Source organism: Uliginosibacterium silvisoli, from assembly GCF_036017035.1.
Classification (GTDB): Bacteria; Pseudomonadota; Gammaproteobacteria; order Burkholderiales; family Rhodocyclaceae; genus Viridibacterium; species Viridibacterium silvisoli.
The window spans coordinates 794,521-808,820 of the sequence record NZ_JAYXHS010000002.1 but is presented as its reverse complement, the minus strand read 5'-3'; the positions used below and the strand labels follow the sequence as shown (position 1 = coordinate 808,820).

The 14,300-nt window shown below is 59.4% G+C and carries 21 protein-coding genes; 1 reads left to right on the top strand and 20 read right to left on the bottom strand.

The annotated features are described in order from the left end of the window. Window positions 1–6: 6 nt before the first annotated feature. Window positions 7–753 carry a Nif3-like dinuclear metal center hexameric protein gene (locus tag VVD49_RS13340; protein WP_327599674.1) on the bottom strand — a complete coding sequence of 249 codons (747 nt, stop codon included), beginning with the start codon at window positions 751–753 and terminating at the stop codon, window positions 7–9. Between the two features lie 41 nt (window positions 754–794). On the opposite strand from VVD49_RS13340, the gene VVD49_RS13335 reads away from it, so the two are divergent. Next, window positions 795–1,970: a Do family serine endopeptidase gene (locus VVD49_RS13335; protein ID WP_327599673.1), complete on the top strand. Its 1,176-nt coding sequence runs from the start codon at window positions 795–797 to the stop codon at window positions 1,968–1,970. 1 nt (window position 1,971) lies between these two features. Here the strand turns inward: VVD49_RS13335 and VVD49_RS13330 are convergent, their stop codons facing one another. From VVD49_RS13330 to VVD49_RS13240, 19 genes are all read right to left on the bottom strand, one after another. Next, window positions 1,972–2,388, bottom strand: a complete 417-nt coding sequence (locus VVD49_RS13330; RefSeq protein WP_327599672.1) for a GNAT family acetyltransferase — start codon at window positions 2,386–2,388, stop codon at window positions 1,972–1,974. Between the two features lie 13 nt (window positions 2,389–2,401). Next, complete coding sequence (tatC, locus tag VVD49_RS13325) at window positions 2,402–3,142, bottom strand: twin-arginine translocase subunit TatC (RefSeq protein WP_327599671.1); 741 nt, start codon at window positions 3,140–3,142, stop codon at window positions 2,402–2,404. A 3-nt stretch (window positions 3,143–3,145) separates the two neighbouring features. Continuing rightward, entirely contained in the window at window positions 3,146–3,634 is a 489-nt protein-coding gene (tatB, locus tag VVD49_RS13320; protein WP_327599670.1) for a Sec-independent protein translocase protein TatB, read from the bottom strand. 93 nt (window positions 3,635–3,727) lie between these two features. Beyond that, window positions 3,728–3,940 carry a Sec-independent protein translocase subunit TatA gene (gene tatA / locus VVD49_RS13315; RefSeq protein WP_327599669.1) on the bottom strand — a complete coding sequence of 71 codons (213 nt, stop codon included), beginning with the start codon at window positions 3,938–3,940 and terminating at the stop codon, window positions 3,728–3,730. Between the two features lie 11 nt (window positions 3,941–3,951). Beyond that, a complete protein-coding gene (locus VVD49_RS13310) occupies window positions 3,952–4,299 on the bottom strand; it encodes a histidine triad nucleotide-binding protein (protein WP_327599668.1) in 348 nt (115 codons plus the stop codon). Beyond that, a complete protein-coding gene (locus VVD49_RS13305; protein ID WP_327599667.1) occupies window positions 4,296–4,622 on the bottom strand; it encodes a phosphoribosyl-ATP diphosphatase in 327 nt (108 codons plus the stop codon). Before VVD49_RS13305 ends, VVD49_RS13310 begins: the two co-directional genes overlap by 4 nt. Next, window positions 4,619–5,059 carry a phosphoribosyl-AMP cyclohydrolase gene (gene hisI / locus VVD49_RS13300; protein ID WP_327599666.1) on the bottom strand — a complete coding sequence of 147 codons (441 nt, stop codon included), beginning with the start codon at window positions 5,057–5,059 and terminating at the stop codon, window positions 4,619–4,621. Before hisI ends, VVD49_RS13305 begins: the two co-directional genes overlap by 4 nt. Next, window positions 5,056–5,814 (bottom strand): imidazole glycerol phosphate synthase subunit HisF, encoded by a 759-nt coding sequence (hisF, locus tag VVD49_RS13295; protein ID WP_327599665.1) that lies wholly within the window; start codon window positions 5,812–5,814, stop codon window positions 5,056–5,058. Before hisF ends, hisI begins: the two co-directional genes overlap by 4 nt. An 84-nt stretch (window positions 5,815–5,898) precedes the next feature. Continuing rightward, entirely contained in the window at window positions 5,899–6,645 is a 747-nt protein-coding gene (gene hisA, locus VVD49_RS13290; RefSeq protein WP_327599664.1) for a 1-(5-phosphoribosyl)-5-[(5-phosphoribosylamino)methylideneamino]imidazole-4-carboxamide isomerase, read from the bottom strand. 150 nt (window positions 6,646–6,795) lie between these two features. Next, window positions 6,796–7,494: an imidazole glycerol phosphate synthase subunit HisH gene (gene hisH, locus VVD49_RS13285; RefSeq protein WP_327599663.1), complete on the bottom strand. Its 699-nt coding sequence runs from the start codon at window positions 7,492–7,494 to the stop codon at window positions 6,796–6,798. Between the two features lie 46 nt (window positions 7,495–7,540). After that, window positions 7,541–8,146, bottom strand: coding sequence for an imidazoleglycerol-phosphate dehydratase HisB (gene hisB, locus VVD49_RS13280; RefSeq protein ID WP_327599662.1), 606 nt, complete (start codon window positions 8,144–8,146; stop codon window positions 7,541–7,543). A gap of 35 nt (window positions 8,147–8,181) precedes the next feature. Continuing rightward, entirely contained in the window at window positions 8,182–9,249 is a 1,068-nt protein-coding gene (gene hisC, locus VVD49_RS13275; RefSeq protein ID WP_327599661.1) for a histidinol-phosphate transaminase, read from the bottom strand. A 69-nt stretch (window positions 9,250–9,318) separates the two neighbouring features. Continuing rightward, on the bottom strand, window positions 9,319–10,620 hold the full coding sequence (gene hisD / locus VVD49_RS13270) for a histidinol dehydrogenase (protein WP_327599660.1): 1,302 nt from the start codon (window positions 10,618–10,620) through the stop codon (window positions 9,319–9,321). Beyond that, the gene (gene hisG / locus VVD49_RS13265; RefSeq protein WP_327599659.1) at window positions 10,617–11,261 is read right to left on the bottom strand and encodes an ATP phosphoribosyltransferase; all 645 of its coding nucleotides are present in this window, start codon (window positions 11,259–11,261) and stop codon (window positions 10,617–10,619) included. Before hisG ends, hisD begins: the two co-directional genes overlap by 4 nt. A gap of 81 nt (window positions 11,262–11,342) precedes the next feature. Further along, the gene (locus VVD49_RS13260; RefSeq protein ID WP_327599658.1) at window positions 11,343–11,591 is read right to left on the bottom strand and encodes a BolA family protein; all 249 of its coding nucleotides are present in this window, start codon (window positions 11,589–11,591) and stop codon (window positions 11,343–11,345) included. A gap of 72 nt (window positions 11,592–11,663) precedes the next feature. After that, a complete protein-coding gene (locus VVD49_RS13255; protein WP_327599657.1) occupies window positions 11,664–12,419 on the bottom strand; it encodes an ABC transporter permease in 756 nt (251 codons plus the stop codon). Between the two features lie 4 nt (window positions 12,420–12,423). Continuing rightward, entirely contained in the window at window positions 12,424–13,338 is a 915-nt protein-coding gene (locus tag VVD49_RS13250) for an ABC transporter ATP-binding protein (protein WP_327599656.1), read from the bottom strand. Beyond that, on the bottom strand, window positions 13,331–13,672 hold the full coding sequence (locus tag VVD49_RS13245; protein WP_327599655.1) for an STAS domain-containing protein: 342 nt from the start codon (window positions 13,670–13,672) through the stop codon (window positions 13,331–13,333). Before VVD49_RS13245 ends, VVD49_RS13250 begins: the two co-directional genes overlap by 8 nt. After that, entirely contained in the window at window positions 13,669–14,289 is a 621-nt protein-coding gene (locus VVD49_RS13240; protein ID WP_327599654.1) for an MlaC/ttg2D family ABC transporter substrate-binding protein, read from the bottom strand. The genes VVD49_RS13245 and VVD49_RS13240 overlap by 4 nt, the downstream gene beginning before the upstream one ends. Between the last annotated feature and the right edge of the window lie 11 nt (window positions 14,290–14,300).

Below are 14,300 nucleotides of genomic sequence, written 5' to 3'. Positions count from 1 at the left end.
CGACAGCTAAACCGGATTGTCGAGATCAATGAAGTGCGTCTCAAGGCCGAAACGCGCTGCAAGATGAGCACCCAAGGCCGCAATACCGTAACGCTCCGTCGCGTGGTGCCCAGCAGCCAGATACGCAACGCCGCTTTCTCGTGCCAGGTGCACGGTCGGCTCTGAAATCTCGCCCGACACATAAAGATCCACGCCCGCTGCAATGGCCTGTTCGAAACTGCTCTGCGCACCACCTGTGCACCAAGCAATGCGCCTGACGGGACGTGCAGGATCACCAATCAACAAGGGCTCGCGCGCCAAGCCTGTAGCCACCTCCCGTGCAAACCCTTCCGCCGTTGTCGCCGACGCGGGCTCGCCAAGAAAGATCAGATCGTATTCGCCGCAGCGCCCCGTAGTCTTCCAGCCCAGCTTCTGCGCGAGCTGGGCGTTGTTGCCAAGCTCAGGGTGCAGATCCAGCGGCAGGTGGTAGCCAAACAGATTGATGTCATGTGCCAACAGTCTGGCCATGCGCGCCTTGCGAAAGCCCGTGACACGACCATCCTCGCCCCGCCAGAACCAACCGTGGTGAACGAGGATTGCATCGGCGTGCAAGGCTGCCGCCTGCTCGACCAAGGCGAGGCTGGCCGTTACGCCACAGACGATGCGTTGCACTTCGTCCTTGCCTTCCACCTGCAGACCGTTTGGGCAATAATCCTTCACACGCCCGCACTCCAGCAGGCCATCCAGATAGGTTTGCAGCTCCTGTCTTTTCACAACGCACTTTCCTTTCGGCCTTGTCGGCCCGGCATTCCTACATGCAACGACTGTGGTTGATCTTCGCACAAACCGTCACCGTCGCGCTGGCGGTACTGTTTGTCATTTCCACGCTGCGGCCGGAATGGCTTGTGCGCAAATCGGTCGTCAGTGCCTCGCCGGTAAGCGTGATTACGCAACAACCAATCAGCGCTGCTCCGCCGCCGATCGCCACGGCAGGCTACGGCGAAGCCGCCCGCGTCGCCCTGCCCTCCGTCGTACACATCTTCACCAGCAAGGAGGTTCGCACGCCGCGCCACCCCTTCCTGAACGATCCACTGTTTCGCCATTTCTTTGGTGACAATGCAGACAGCAGCCCTCAGCGCCGCAGTTCCGGCCTGGGCTCAGGTGTGGTGGTCAGCCCGGATGGCTACATCCTCACCAACAATCACGTCGTCGAAGCTGCAGATGAAATCGAAGTCGCCCTGCAGGACGGTCGCAAAATGCCCGCCAAGATTGTGGGCCGGGATGCCGAAAGCGATCTGGCGGTGCTGCGCATCGATACGCCCCAGCCACTTCCAGCCATCACCTTCGCAGACAGCGACGCGCTGCATGTCGGTGACATAGTGCTGGCCATCGGCAATCCTTTCGGCGTTGGCCAGACAGTCACCATGGGCATCGTCAGTGCGCTGGGGCGCTCGCACCTCGGCATCAACACTTTCGAGAACTTCATCCAGACCGACGCGGCCATCAATCCTGGCAACTCCGGCGGCGCACTGGTCGACGCAAGGGGCCAGCTGGTAGGCATCAACACCGCCATCTACTCGCGTTCCGGCGGCTCTCTCGGCATCGGCTTTGCCATCCCGGCGACAGGCGCGCGCAAGATCATGGACGAGATCATTCGCACCGGCAGTGTCACACGTGGCTGGGTAGGTGTCGAAGTGCAGGAGATCACGCCGGAGCTTGCCGCGTCATTCAAGCTACCGCCACAGGGCGCTCTGATCGCGGGGGTTGCTCGCAGCAGCCCGGCCGACAAAGCAGGCGTGCAGCCCGGCGATGCGATGGTGTCAGTCGACGGCCAACCTATCTCCAACCCGCAAAGCATGCTGGAGCACATCGCCTCGCAGCAACCGGGGAAGTCCGTACGCTTCGGTTTCGTGCGTCGTGGCAAACCACTGGATCTGAGCATCGAGATTGGACGCAGACCACCGCCCGAGCCCAGGAGCACGGCTGAGTGAGTCAGTCGGGGATCAAGCGCTTGCCCATGGACACCACATCATCAGGCGCGTAACCGAGCTTGGCGTAGAAAGCCAGTACCGCAGCATTCGATGAGCGAACCTGCAGATTGAGTTTGGGACAGCCGCGCTCCGTCAACATGCGCTCGGCCTCCGCAACGAGCAGGCGGCCAAATGAACGATGGCGGAGGGCGGGCGCGACCGCCAGATAGTTCAGCCAGCCGCGATGACCATCAAAGCCCGCCATCAAGCTGGCAACCAGCTCACCACCACATTCCCCAATCAGAAACATCTCTGGCTGTTCGCTCAGCTTGCGGACAATGTCCTTATGCGGGTCATTCCAGGGGCGCAGCAAACCGCATTCATTCCACAAGGCAATGACTGCAGCTTCATCAGACGCCAGAAAGGCCCGGATATGCATGCTGGCAGAAAGATCAGACGGGCGCAGTACCCGCTGCCTGTTTGCGGATCATGACGGCGGCGAGCAACACGCCAATCTCATAGAGCACGCACATCGGCAAGGCCAGCATGATCTGTGAAGTCACATCTGGGGGCGTTACCACGGCAGCCACCACGAATGCGCCCACGATTACGTAGCGACGCGCTTCGCGCAGCTGCTTCACCGTCACGATGCCTGTCTTGACCAGCAGCAGCACGACGATAGGCACCTCGAAGGTCACGCCAAACGCCAGGAACATCGTCATCACGAAGGACAGGTACTGCTCGATATCCGGCGCAACCGTAATGCTCTTTGGCGCGAACGACGAGATGAAGTGGAAAACGGTATTGAAGACAAAGAAGTAGCAGAAAGCCATGCCTGCGAGGAACAGCAAAGTCCCACCCACAACCATAGGCAAGGCAAAACGACGCTCGTGCGCATACAGCCCGGGCGCAACGAAGGCCCATGCCTGATACAACACCACAGGGAGCGCAATGATGAAAGCCGCCATCAGGGTGATCTTCACAGGCACGAAGAACGGGGTGATCACACCCGTCGCAATCATCTTCGTGCCTTCCGGCAGGGCCTGCAGCATCGGCAGAGCCAGGAGGTCATAGATATTGCTGGCCCAAGGCATGAGGCACAGGAACACCACGACGATTGCAGCCACGGCACGAATTAAACGATTGCGCAGCTCGACGAGGTGCGACAGGAAAGAGTCTTCAAGAAAGGCCACGACTTAGTGCTTTTCCGGTGGTTGAACGGGGGCGCCAAACAGATCCATCTGATTCGGATCGACGGGGACCTCGGCAGGCAGCTCGACTGGCACTTCGATCGCCGACTCCACAACAAGCGGCGCCAGATCGTCATGTGCAGCATTGCCGACCACTGCAGTGGCCACGGCCGGCGACTCTGCCAGCTGATGCGTCTCGCCGAAGACATCCGGCGATGCAATCGACTGTTGCAGATCGGACTCGACCCCGGCAACCTGATCACGAATCGACGTCTCCAGGCTACGCGCAGAATCCTTCACTTCATCTGAAAGTCTCTGCAGATCCGCCAGCTCCATCTCGCGACTGATGTCTGACTTCACATCCGACACGTACCGGCGCAGGCGCCCCATGAGATGGCCTGCCGTACGCGCAACACGCGGCAACTGTTCGGGACCGATGACAATGAGCGCCACCAGACCGATCACTCCGAGCTCTGAAAAACCGACGTCAAACATCCCAGGGACCTGAAAAAAACGCGGGAGAAAAAGAAGGCGCTTTAAAAGACGAAGGGCGCGTCAGCGCCCTCCTCGCCAACAGAACACGACCGATCAGGACTTCTTCTCGCGTGCTTCGGCATCGATCGTCTGAGCAACTTGCTGCGCAGGCGGGGCAGCAGCGTCAGAGCCGTCCTTCATACCTTGCTTGAAGCCCTTCACCGCACCGCCGAGATCTTCGCCGATGTTGCGCAGCTTCTTGGTGCCGAAAACCAGCATGACGATGACCAGAACGATCAACCAGTGCCAGATACTGAAGGAACCCATGGTACTTCTCCTTAATACTTGAGCATGGCTGGCAGGGTCTTGTCCCCCCCCAGCACGTGAATGTGAAGATGATACACCTCTTGCCCGCCCACCCTGCCGGTGTTGATGATGGTGCGGAAACCGCCATGACTGCCCTGCTCCGCGGCAATCTGTGGCGCAAGCGCCAGCATCTTGCCGAGTAGCGGAATATCGTCGTCCTGCGTCTGCGAAAGATTCTCGATGTGACGTTTTGGAATGATCTGCACGTGCAGCGGCGCCTGTGGGTGGATGTCACGGAACGCGATGACTTCGTCATCCTCGTACACCTTGCTGCTTGGAATCTCGCCCTTCACGATACGGCAGAACACGCAATCGCTCATTTCTCAACCCTCGCGGCTTTTTCGTCGATTCCGGAAATACCCTCACGGCGACGCAATTCGGCCAGCACGTCATCTGTAGACAAGCCAAACTGCGCCAGCAAGATCATCGAGTGAAACCAGAGATCGCTGACCTCATAAACGATGTGACGCAGATCACCGTCTTTGGCAGCCATGATGGTCTCGGCAGCCTCTTCGGCAACTTTCTTGCAGATTGCGTCAGTCCCTTTGGAATAAAGCTTCGCAACGTACGAAGATTCCGGTGGTGCAGACTTGCGTTCGACCAGCGTAGCCGACAAACGTTGCAGAATTTCGGCGTCGATCATTCGAGCTGCCCCCTGTCGTCGCCTTCGCCATGCGGAGCCGCATGCGCGCCGGACGCCCCATAGATATCCGCGGGGTCTTTCAACACCGGATCCACCGCTTCCCAGCCGTTGCCCGTCAGATACTTCTGGAAGAAGCAGCTGCGGCGCCCCGTGTGGCAAGCGATGTCGCCAACCTGTTCGATACGCAACAACACCACGTCGTTGTCGCAATCAAGACGGATTTCACGCACCTTCTGGATGTGGCCGGACTCCTCGCCCTTGTGCCAGAGCTTGCGACGCGAGCGCGACCAATACACCGCCTCATTGGTCGACGCAGTCGTTTCAAGGGCTTCGCGATTCATCCAGGCAAACATCAGCACCTCGCCGGTGACGTGATCCTGTGCAATCACGGGCACCAGACCTTGATCGTCCCACACAACCTTGTTGAGCCAGCTCATAGTCTCACCTCGATACCGCGCTCACGCATGAACTCTTTGGCTTCCCGCACGGTGTGCTCGCCATAGTGAAAGATACTCGCGGCCAGCACCGCATCGGCACGCCCTTGCTGCACGCCGTCGGCCAGGTGCGCCAGATTGCCAACACCACCGCTGGCAATCACAGGGATCTTCACGGCATCGGAAATCGCACGCGTCAGGGCCAGGTCGAAGCCGCTCTTCGTGCCATCGCGATCCATGCTTGTGAGCAGGATTTCACCTGCGCCAAGCGATTCGACCCGCTTTGCCCACTCGATGGCATCCAGACCGACATTCTTGCGCCCGCCATGCGTAAAAACCTCCCACTTTCCGGGCGAGGTTTGCTTGGCATCAATCGCCACGACGATGCACTGATTGCCCACCTTGCCTGAAGCCTCGGCGACGAGATCGGGATTGTTCACGGCCGCGCTGTTCATGCTGACCTTGTCTGCGCCGGCGTTGAGCAGGCGCCGCACGTCAGCCACGGTGCGCACACCGCCGCCTACCGTCAGGGGAATGAAGACCTGATCAGCCACTTTCTCAACGATGTGCAGGATGATGTCTCTGTCATCGGAGCTGGCCGTAATGTCGAGGAAAGTAATTTCGTCGGCGCCCTGTTCGTCGTAGCGGCGCGCGACTTCGACAGGATCGCCTGCATCACGCAGCGCGACGAAATTGACGCCTTTGACGACACGACCAGCGCTGACGTCCAGACAGGGAATGATGCGTTTTGCGAGCATGCTCTCTTACCACTTGGCCACTTGTTTGCCGCGACTTGTTTCCCACGACTATCCGGCCGCTCCTAACAGCATCCGGACCGGGTATCAATCCTCGCCGTTGAGCTCGTCAGCACGTTCCTGCGCGGCACGGAAATCCAGCGTGCCTTCGTAGATCGCGCGACCGGTGATGGCACCGATGACGCCCTCGTCTTCGACTGCGCAGAGCGCATCGATATCGGCCAGATTGGTGATGCCGCCGCTGGCAATAACCGGAATGCGCAGCGCCTGGGCGAGCTTGACGGTGGCTTCGATGTTTACACCGTTGAGCATGCCGTCACGGCCGATGTCGGTATAGATCACACCCTCGACACCGTAGTCCTCGAATTTCTTGGCCAGATCGATTACGTCATGGCCCGTCAGCTTGGACCAGCCGTCGACCGCAACCTTGCCGTCCTTTGCGTCAAGACCAACGATGATGTGGCCGGCAAACGCGCTGCACGCGTCGTGCAGGAAACCGGGATTCTTGACTGCCGCCGTACCGATGATGACGTATGAAATGCCGTCGTCGAGATAGCGTTCGATGGTATCCAGATCGCGGATGCCGCCACCAAGCTGAACCGGAATCTCATCGCCAACTTCGTCGATGATGGCTTTGATGACACCTTGATTCTTGGGTTTACCGGCGATGGCGCCGTTGAGATCGACCAGGTGCAGGCGTCGGCCGCCCTGGTCTACCCAGTGGCGTGCCATGGCACGAGGATCTTCGGAAAACACAGTGGCGTCCTGCATGTCGCCTTGGCGCAGGCGTACGCAGTGGCCGTCCTTGAGATCGATGGCAGGGATCAGCAGCATGATGGCAGTGAGCGCGTTGTCAGGGAGTCAAAAATCGGGAGCGAAAGTAGCGTGAGCTGCTTCGGGTAAAGGGCGTGCATGGAAGTACGGAGAGTGTATGCAGGAATTTCTACGTGGGTTCTACAACCGTTAGCGAGAACGTGTCTTCGTTCAGGGTTGCCAGTCGATGAAATTTGCAAGCAGCCTGAGGCCGGCTGCGGCACTCTTTTCCGGATGGAACTGAATGGCTGCGATATTAGCTTGGGCCACTGCACAGGTAAAGGGCGTGCCATATCGGGTAACCGCCGCAGTCGCGGCCTTGTCGGCAGGATCGCAGTAATAGCTATGCACGAAGTAGAACCTCTCGCCTTCGGTCTCGCCATTCCCCGCAGCATCGCTCTTGCCACCATCGCCTCCATCTGCCACGGTCGCATTCACTGCCATACCTTCCCATAGAGGATGCGGTGCGACAGGAACGACCTGATTCCAGCCCATATGCGGCACCTTGAGCGGCACGCCTTGCGCATCGACCATATCACCACGGAAGCGCCTCACCCGGCCCGGCAGGATACCCAAGCCCTTGGTATCCCCTTCTTCGCTATGGTCGAACAGCATCTGCATGCCGACGCAAATCCCCAGAAAGGGTTTTTCCGCCGCAGCTTTCAGCAAGGCATCATGCAAACCGCGTGCCATGAACTCACGCATGCAGTCGTGCATGGCGCCCTGGCCGGGAATGATGACGCGGTCAGCATCCAGCAAGGCTTGCGCCTGATCGCTGACCAGCACTTGTGCGGCAGGTGCTACACGCTCGACAGCCTTGGCTACCGAACGCAGGTTACCCATCCCGTAATCGACGACGACGACTTTCATTTCGGCTCAAACATGGTGTGAGCAGGCACCCACACAGTAGACAGGATCAAAGCGCACCCTTGGTTGAAGGAATGACCCCGGCAGCGCGTGGGTCAAGCGTGGTGGCAATGCGCAAAGCGCGCGCAAAAGCCTTGAACACCGTCTCGCACTGGTGATGTGAATTGACGCCGCGCAGATTGTCGATGTGCAGCGTAACCAGCGCGTGATTCACGAAGCCCTGGAAGAATTCGCGCGTCAGATCCACGTCGAACTCGCCGATATGCGAGCGCGTGAAGTCGATGTTGAACACCAGGCCAGGGCGACCGGAGAAATCCACGACGACGCGTGACAGCGCCTCGTCCAGCGGCACGTAGGAATGGCCATAGCGCACGAGGCCCTTCTTGTCGCCGACAGCCTTGGCAAAAGCCTGCCCCAAAGTGATGCCGACATCCTCGACCGTATGATGCGCGTCGATGTGCAGATCGCCCTTGGCCTCCACGTCCAGATCGATCAGGCCATGACGCGCGATCTGATCCAGCATGTGGTCAAGAAAAGGCACGCCGGTATTGAGCTTGGCAACACCCGTTCCGTCGAGGTTGATAGCCACCCGAACCTGGGTTTCGAGGGTATTGCGGACAATTTCCGCCTGACGCTCAGAGGTCAAATGAGTCATGTTCAATTTCCAGACTTTGTTTCAGCAAGCTGCCATCACAGCAGCTCGGACAATACATTGAGGAAGGCATCGTTTTCCGCCGGCGTACCGATGGTGACGCGAATGCAGTTCTCCAGCATGGGATGCGCCGCATGCAGGTTCTTGACAAGGATCTGGCGGGCCTTCAGGCCATTGAAAACCTGCACGGCATCCGGCACACGCAGCAACACGAAATTGGCCTGGCTGCGGAACGCTTTGACGCCCTTCAGGCCTGCCAGCTCATGATAGACGCGTGCCCGTTCGGCCACGATGATTTCGGCCTGCTCCTGCAAGGCATCACCCGCTTCAAGCACCCGCGTGGCAATGGCCTGCGTCATGGTGTTGATGTTGTAAGGCAGGCGCAGTTTTTCAAACTCATCCATCCATGCCTTCGCACCAGCCATATAGCCCAGCCGCAAGGCAGCGAGCCCCAGCTTGGACAGGGTACGCATGACAACCAGATTCGGGAACTCTGCCAGTCGCGACATGAAACTCTTGCCAGCAAAAGGCGTGTAGGCCTCGTCGATAACCACGATGCCGGGCGCTGCCTGAAGGATGGCAACAATGTCTTCGGACGCGAAGAGATTGCCGGTGGGGTTATTCGGGTAGGCAATGAACAGAACAGCCGGCTTTTCCTGTTCGATCGCGGCCAGGACGGCCGGTACGTCGAGGCTGAAATCCTCGCGCAGCGGCACACCGACATAACGCATGCCACAGAAGGTGGCGATCATGCGGTACATCACGAAGCTCGGCTCGATCGACAGGATCGTGGCGCCCGGCTTGGCCAGCGCCATGGCAATGATCTGGATCAGCTCGTCCGAGCCGTTGCCCACGACGATGCCGGCGCTCTCGGGAATCTGCATCGATTCACGCAAGACGCTCTTCAGCTTGGTACAGGACGCATCCGGGTAGCGATTGAGTGACACGCCGTGCGCCACATCAGACACCACGTCACGCAAAGCCTCCGGCAAGCGGTAGGGGTTCTCCATCGCGTCCAGTTTGATCATGCCGGTGGCAGGGGGCACATGGTAGGCGGAAAGCGCCATCACGTCTGGACGAACGAGGTCTTGCGGACTTGCACTCATGGCTTGCTCAGGGTGGTCAGGAAAGGTCCGGCTGCCTGAAAAACGCGCCGGACCACGCCGATTGTACGGTTATTTGCGATATTCCGCGGATCGGGCGTGCGCCTGCAGTCCTTCACCATAAGCCAGCGTTGCAGCCACCGGCGCCAACTCGGCTGCACCTTGCCGCGAAATGCGGATGACACTGGTGCGCTTCTGGAAGTCATAAACGCCGAGCGGCGACGAGAAACGCGCACTGCGCCCCGTCGGCAGCACGTGATTAGGGCCTGCGCAATAGTCACCCAGCGCCTCGACCGACCAGTGGCCGACGAATATGGCTCCGGCATGGCGGATCTTGGGCAGCAGCGCCTCCGGATCTTCGACTGACAACTCCAGGTGCTCTGCGGCAATGTAGTTGGCAATCTCGCAGGCTTCGTCCATATCACGCACGTGGATCAAGGCGCCACGATCCGCCAGCGAGGTGCGGATGATGTCTGCGCGCGGCATGGTGGCCAGCAGTCGCGTAATCGACTCCTCGACGCGCGCGAGGTAAGCCGCGTCCGGGCACAGCAGGATGGACTGAGCCTTCTCGTCATGCTCGGCCTGCGCGAAAAGATCCATCGCCACCCAGTCAGGATCACCCGAGCCATCGGAAATCACCAACACCTCGGAAGGCCCCGCCACCATGTCGATACCGACGCGACCAAACACGCGACGCTTGGCCTCAGCTACATAGGCATTGCCCGGCCCCACGATCTTGTCGACGGCGGGAATGCTCTCCGTACCGTAAGCCAATGCCGCAACGGCCTGCGCACCACCAATCGTGAAAACGCGGTCAACGCCCGCGAGCGCGGCAGCCGCCAGCACCAGCGGGTTGCGCTCGCCTTCCGGCGTCGGCGTCACCATGATGATTTCCTGCACGCCCGCCACCTTGGCCGGCATGGCATTCATCAGCACGGAACTGGGGTAACTCGCTTTGCCGCCCGGCACATAGATACCGACGCGATCCAGCGGCGTGACGCGCTGACCGAGGCGCGTGCCATTGGCCTCCTGCATTTCCCAGTCTGGCTGGATCTGGCGTTCGTGGTAATCACGCACACGCTTGCAGGCCATCTCCAGCGCGGCGCGCTGCTCGCTGGCCAGGCCCTCCAGTGCGGCTTGCAAGTCCGCCTGCGGAATCTCGAGCGCTGCCATGCTGTCGGCCCGGGCCCCATCGAAGCGGCGCGTCAGTTCGAGCACGGCCGCATCGCCCCTCACGCGTACGTCAGCAATGATTTCGCTGACCGCCTTCTGCACGCCCGAATCCAGAGCCGACTCGAAAGCCAGCAAAGCCTCCAGATCGGACTTGAAATCCACATCATCGGAAGACAGGCGGCTGATGAGAGGCTTGCTCATGGTTTGATCGCTCCGGCAAAGGCCTCAAGCACGGGCTGCAACAATTCACGCTTCAGTTTTAGCGCAGCCTGATTCACCACCAGTCGCGAACTGATCTGCATGATCTCCTCGACTTCGACCAGCTTGTTGGCGCGCAAAGTGCCGCCGGTAGACACGAGGTCAACGATGGCATCCGCCAGTCCGACCAAGGGCGCCAGTTCCATCGATCCATACAGCTTGATCAGGTCCACGTGCATGCCTTTGGCCGCGAAATGTTCGCGTGCCGTCTTGATGTACTTGGTGGCCACCCGGATACGTGCACCACGCTGTACGGCTGCTTGATAGTCGAAATCGGCACGCACAGCGACGCTCATGCGGCACTTGGCGATGTTCAAGTCGAGCGGTTGATACAAGCCGCTGCCGCCATGCTCCAGCAAGGTGTCCTTGCCTGCGATGCCGATATCGGCCGCGCCATATTCAACATAGGTCGGCGTGTCAGTCGCGCGCACGATGACGAGATTCACGTCCGGCCGGTTGGTACCGATGATGAGCTTGCGCGACGACTCCGGATTCTCGGACGGCACGATGCCTGCCGCAGCCAGCAGCGGAAGAGTTTCTTCAAAGATGCGCCCTTTTGAGAGCGCGAGGGTAATTCCGGTCACTTTGTAAATCCGCTTGGTGAAATCACGCGTCGGTTTATTCGGCCCGATGCGGAAAGATTCTGTTCAATCGTTGCGAAGTGCTCAGGACTTCTGCAACTCGGCCCATTGTGCGGGCGTATAGGTTTGCAGCTGCAGCGCATGGATCTCGTTCCCCATCAGCGTGCCCAGCGTGGCGTAAACGGCTTGGTGCTGACGTACGCGCATCTTGCCTTCGAACTCGCGGCTGACCACCACGCCGCTGAAATGCACGCCGTCGTCACCTTCGATTGCGACGAATTCGCAAGGCAAACCTTGCTCGACAAGGCGTTTGATTTCTGTTGCCTGAAACATTCTTGCTCCGGATTCTTGAACGATGCTGGCGACCTGCCGCCAGCCTTGAGTTGGCTACTAGAACCTTGTTTGCTAGTGCCTAAGCTTATATCCCCGCCGCAGCATTTCCAGGCAAACGCCCGCAAAAACCGCCAGCGCCGCCGCGACAACCCCCAGACTCAACCAGGGCGAAACGTCGGACACGCCGAAGAAACCATAGCGGAAACCGTCAATCATGAAGAAAAACGGGTTGAGATGCGAGACCCCTTGCCAGAATGCCGGCAGGGAGTGAATGGAATAGAACACGCCAGACAGCATGGTCAGCGGCATGATCATGAAGTTCTGGAAGGCCGCGAGCTGGTCAAACTTGTCGGCCCAGATGCCCGCGATGATGCCCAGGGTTCCCAGCATCGCCCCGCCCAACAGCGCGAAGGCCAGCGCCCACAGCGGGTACGCCACCGAGACCTGCGCAAACGGCAGGGAGGCCAGCCATACACCAAGCCCGACAAGCAGGCCGCGCATGATGGAGGCGATGACGTAGGCGCCGTAGAACTCCTGATACGAGATCGGAGGCAACAGGACAAACACGATATTGCCCGTGATCTTGCTCTGGATCAGCGACGACGAACTGTTCGAAAACGCGTTCTGCAGTACCGACATCATCACCAGACCGGGAATCAGAAAATCGGTGTAGTGCACGGTCTCATAGACCTTGAGACGATCTTGCAGCACATGCGAAAAGATCATCAGGTACATGACCGAAGTCAGCACCGGCGCAGCAACTGTCTGGAATGCAACCTTCCAGAAACGCAGTGCTTCCTTGTAGAGCAGAGTACGGAAAGCAATCATCTCTTCAGGCCTTGCTCATCAAACCGATAAAAGCCTGCTCGAGATCGGGTTTGGTGATCTCCACGTCCTGTAGCACGCCGCCGGCTGCGCGCAGCGCAGTCAGCACGCTCTCGACCTCATCGTAATGCTCGAAGCTGAAACTCATTTCATCAGCCTCTTGCTTCACCAGCCGCGCCTGCAGGCGCTCAGGCAAGACAATGCTGTGCGCCAGTCGCACTTTGAGTGCATGGCTGCTGACGCGGCTCAGGATGTTGGCCGTTGTGTCGAGTGCGATCACGCGCCCGGCTTTGAGCATGGCGATGCGCGTGCACAAGGCTTCAGCCTCTTCGAGGTAGTGCGTCGTCAGGACGATCGTATGCCCTGCTTCGTTGAGCTTCTGGATGAACTTCCACAAGGTCTGGCGCAGCTCGACGTCGACACCCGCCGTCGGCTCATCGAGCACGATCACCGGTGGCCGGTGCACCAGCGCCTGCGCGACCAGCACCCGGCGCTTCATGCCGCCGGACAAGGTACGCATATTGGCGTTGGCTTTGGCTGTGAGATCAAGGTTGGCCAGCAACTCGTCTATCCACGCTTCATTGTCCTTGACGCCAAAGTAACCAGACTGGATACGCAGCACTTCGCGCACCGTGAAGAAAGGATCGAACACCAGCTCTTGCGGCACGACGCCCAGCATGCGACGTGCTTCGCGATAGTCTGCGACGACATCCTGCCCCATGACAGCAATACGACCGGCAGACAGCCGCGTGAGCCCGGCAAGTGCCGTGATCAGCGTGGTCTTGCCCGCACCATTGGGGCCCAGGAGGCCGAAGAACTCGCCCTGCCGGATTTCAAGATCAACACCCGCAAGTGCCTGGAGATCGCCGTAATGCTTGACTGCTCCCTGCACCCGGATGGCTACGCCACCGGTATCAGACATGAGCGTCAGGGGATGTTGCAGGCAGGTGTTCGGAAAGGATGGCGTCGACACCATACAGCGTGGCCAGACTGCAGAAAGCCGTTGGCACATTGACGAGGGACAGGCGATGTCCGGATGCGCGCGCCACGCGCAGCAAGCTGAGCACCACCGACAGTACGGCAGAATCCACAGCCGGTACGGCCGCGAGATCCAGCACGACATCGGCTTCACGCAGACGTGGCTCGACAGCAGCCAGAACGGCAGCAGCCGTATCCATCGTCATCGCCACCTGGATGCCGAGCTTGCCGTCCTGTTCGACAAGCACCTCTGCATCCGCAGCCAATTCACAGATCATTTTTTCTCGACGACTTTCGCGGTGTTCTTGTCGTGCAACGACTTGATCAGACCATCAATGCCATTGGCCTTGATCTCCTGACCGAAGGTGTCTCGGTAATTCGCCACGAGGCTCACGCCAGCAACGTAGATATCGAAGACCTTCCAGCCGTCGGCGGCCTTGATCAGATCGTAGTCGATGGCAACCGGCTTGCCGCCGGGTTGCTTCACCTCGGTCTTGACCGTTACTTCGGTGTCGGCTGCAGCAGCTTTCAAGGGCTTCACATCCACTGTCTGGTTCTTGTACTGCGTCAATGCGTTCGAATAGCTGCGCACGAGCAGGGTCTGGAATTCCTTCGACAATTGCGCCTTCTGATCCGGCGTAGCGTTGCGCCATTCGCGGCCAACCGCCGAACCGGTCATCTTGTTGAAGTCGAAATATTTCAGGATCTTGCTTTCAACCACTTCCTGAATGTGTTTCGTATCACCAGCCTGAATGGCCTTGTCGGTCTTGATCAGCTCGATGACCTCGCTGGTTACGTTCTTGATCAGAACATCTGGCGTCTCATCCGCAGCATGGGCGGTCAGACAGCCCCCCAACGCAACGATCACGGCAAAACGCTTCAGGGATTCAAACATGGTCAATCCTG

What these genes read in the sequence shown, in the direction of transcription:
- VVD49_RS13335 (WP_327599673.1), top strand. Translation starts at nt 795, where the DNA reads ATGCAACGACTGTGGTTGATCTTCGCACAAACCGTCACCGTCGCGCTG.
- VVD49_RS13330 (WP_327599672.1), bottom strand. Translation starts at nt 2,388, where the DNA reads ATGCATATCCGGGCCTTTCTGGCGTCTGATGAAGCTGCAGTCATTGCC.
- tatB (WP_327599670.1), bottom strand. Translation starts at nt 3,634, where the DNA reads ATGTTTGACGTCGGTTTTTCAGAGCTCGGAGTGATCGGTCTGGTGGCG.
- tatA (WP_327599669.1), bottom strand. Translation starts at nt 3,940, where the DNA reads ATGGGTTCCTTCAGTATCTGGCACTGGTTGATCGTTCTGGTCATCGTC.
- VVD49_RS13310 (WP_327599668.1), bottom strand. Translation starts at nt 4,299, where the DNA reads ATGAGCGATTGCGTGTTCTGCCGTATCGTGAAGGGCGAGATTCCAAGC.
- VVD49_RS13305 (WP_327599667.1), bottom strand. Translation starts at nt 4,622, where the DNA reads ATGATCGACGCCGAAATTCTGCAACGTTTGTCGGCTACGCTGGTCGAA.
- hisI (WP_327599666.1), bottom strand. Translation starts at nt 5,059, where the DNA reads ATGAGCTGGCTCAACAAGGTTGTGTGGGACGATCAAGGTCTGGTGCCC.
- hisF (WP_327599665.1), bottom strand. Translation starts at nt 5,814, where the DNA reads ATGCTCGCAAAACGCATCATTCCCTGTCTGGACGTCAGCGCTGGTCGT.
- hisA (WP_327599664.1), bottom strand. Translation starts at nt 6,645, where the DNA reads ATGCTGCTGATCCCTGCCATCGATCTCAAGGACGGCCACTGCGTACGC.
- hisH (WP_327599663.1), bottom strand. Translation starts at nt 7,494, where the DNA reads ATGAAAGTCGTCGTCGTCGATTACGGGATGGGTAACCTGCGTTCGGTA.
- hisB (WP_327599662.1), bottom strand. Translation starts at nt 8,146, where the DNA reads ATGACTCATTTGACCTCTGAGCGTCAGGCGGAAATTGTCCGCAATACC.
- hisC (WP_327599661.1), bottom strand. Translation starts at nt 9,249, where the DNA reads ATGAGTGCAAGTCCGCAAGACCTCGTTCGTCCAGACGTGATGGCGCTT.
- hisD (WP_327599660.1), bottom strand. Translation starts at nt 10,620, where the DNA reads ATGAGCAAGCCTCTCATCAGCCGCCTGTCTTCCGATGATGTGGATTTC.
- VVD49_RS13260 (WP_327599658.1), bottom strand. Translation starts at nt 11,591, where the DNA reads ATGTTTCAGGCAACAGAAATCAAACGCCTTGTCGAGCAAGGTTTGCCT.
- VVD49_RS13255 (WP_327599657.1), bottom strand. Translation starts at nt 12,419, where the DNA reads ATGATTGCTTTCCGTACTCTGCTCTACAAGGAAGCACTGCGTTTCTGG.
- VVD49_RS13250 (WP_327599656.1), bottom strand. Translation starts at nt 13,338, where the DNA reads ATGTCTGATACCGGTGGCGTAGCCATCCGGGTGCAGGGAGCAGTCAAG.
- VVD49_RS13245 (WP_327599655.1), bottom strand. Translation starts at nt 13,672, where the DNA reads ATGATCTGTGAATTGGCTGCGGATGCAGAGGTGCTTGTCGAACAGGAC.
- VVD49_RS13240 (WP_327599654.1), bottom strand. Translation starts at nt 14,289, where the DNA reads ATGTTTGAATCCCTGAAGCGTTTTGCCGTGATCGTTGCGTTGGGGGGC.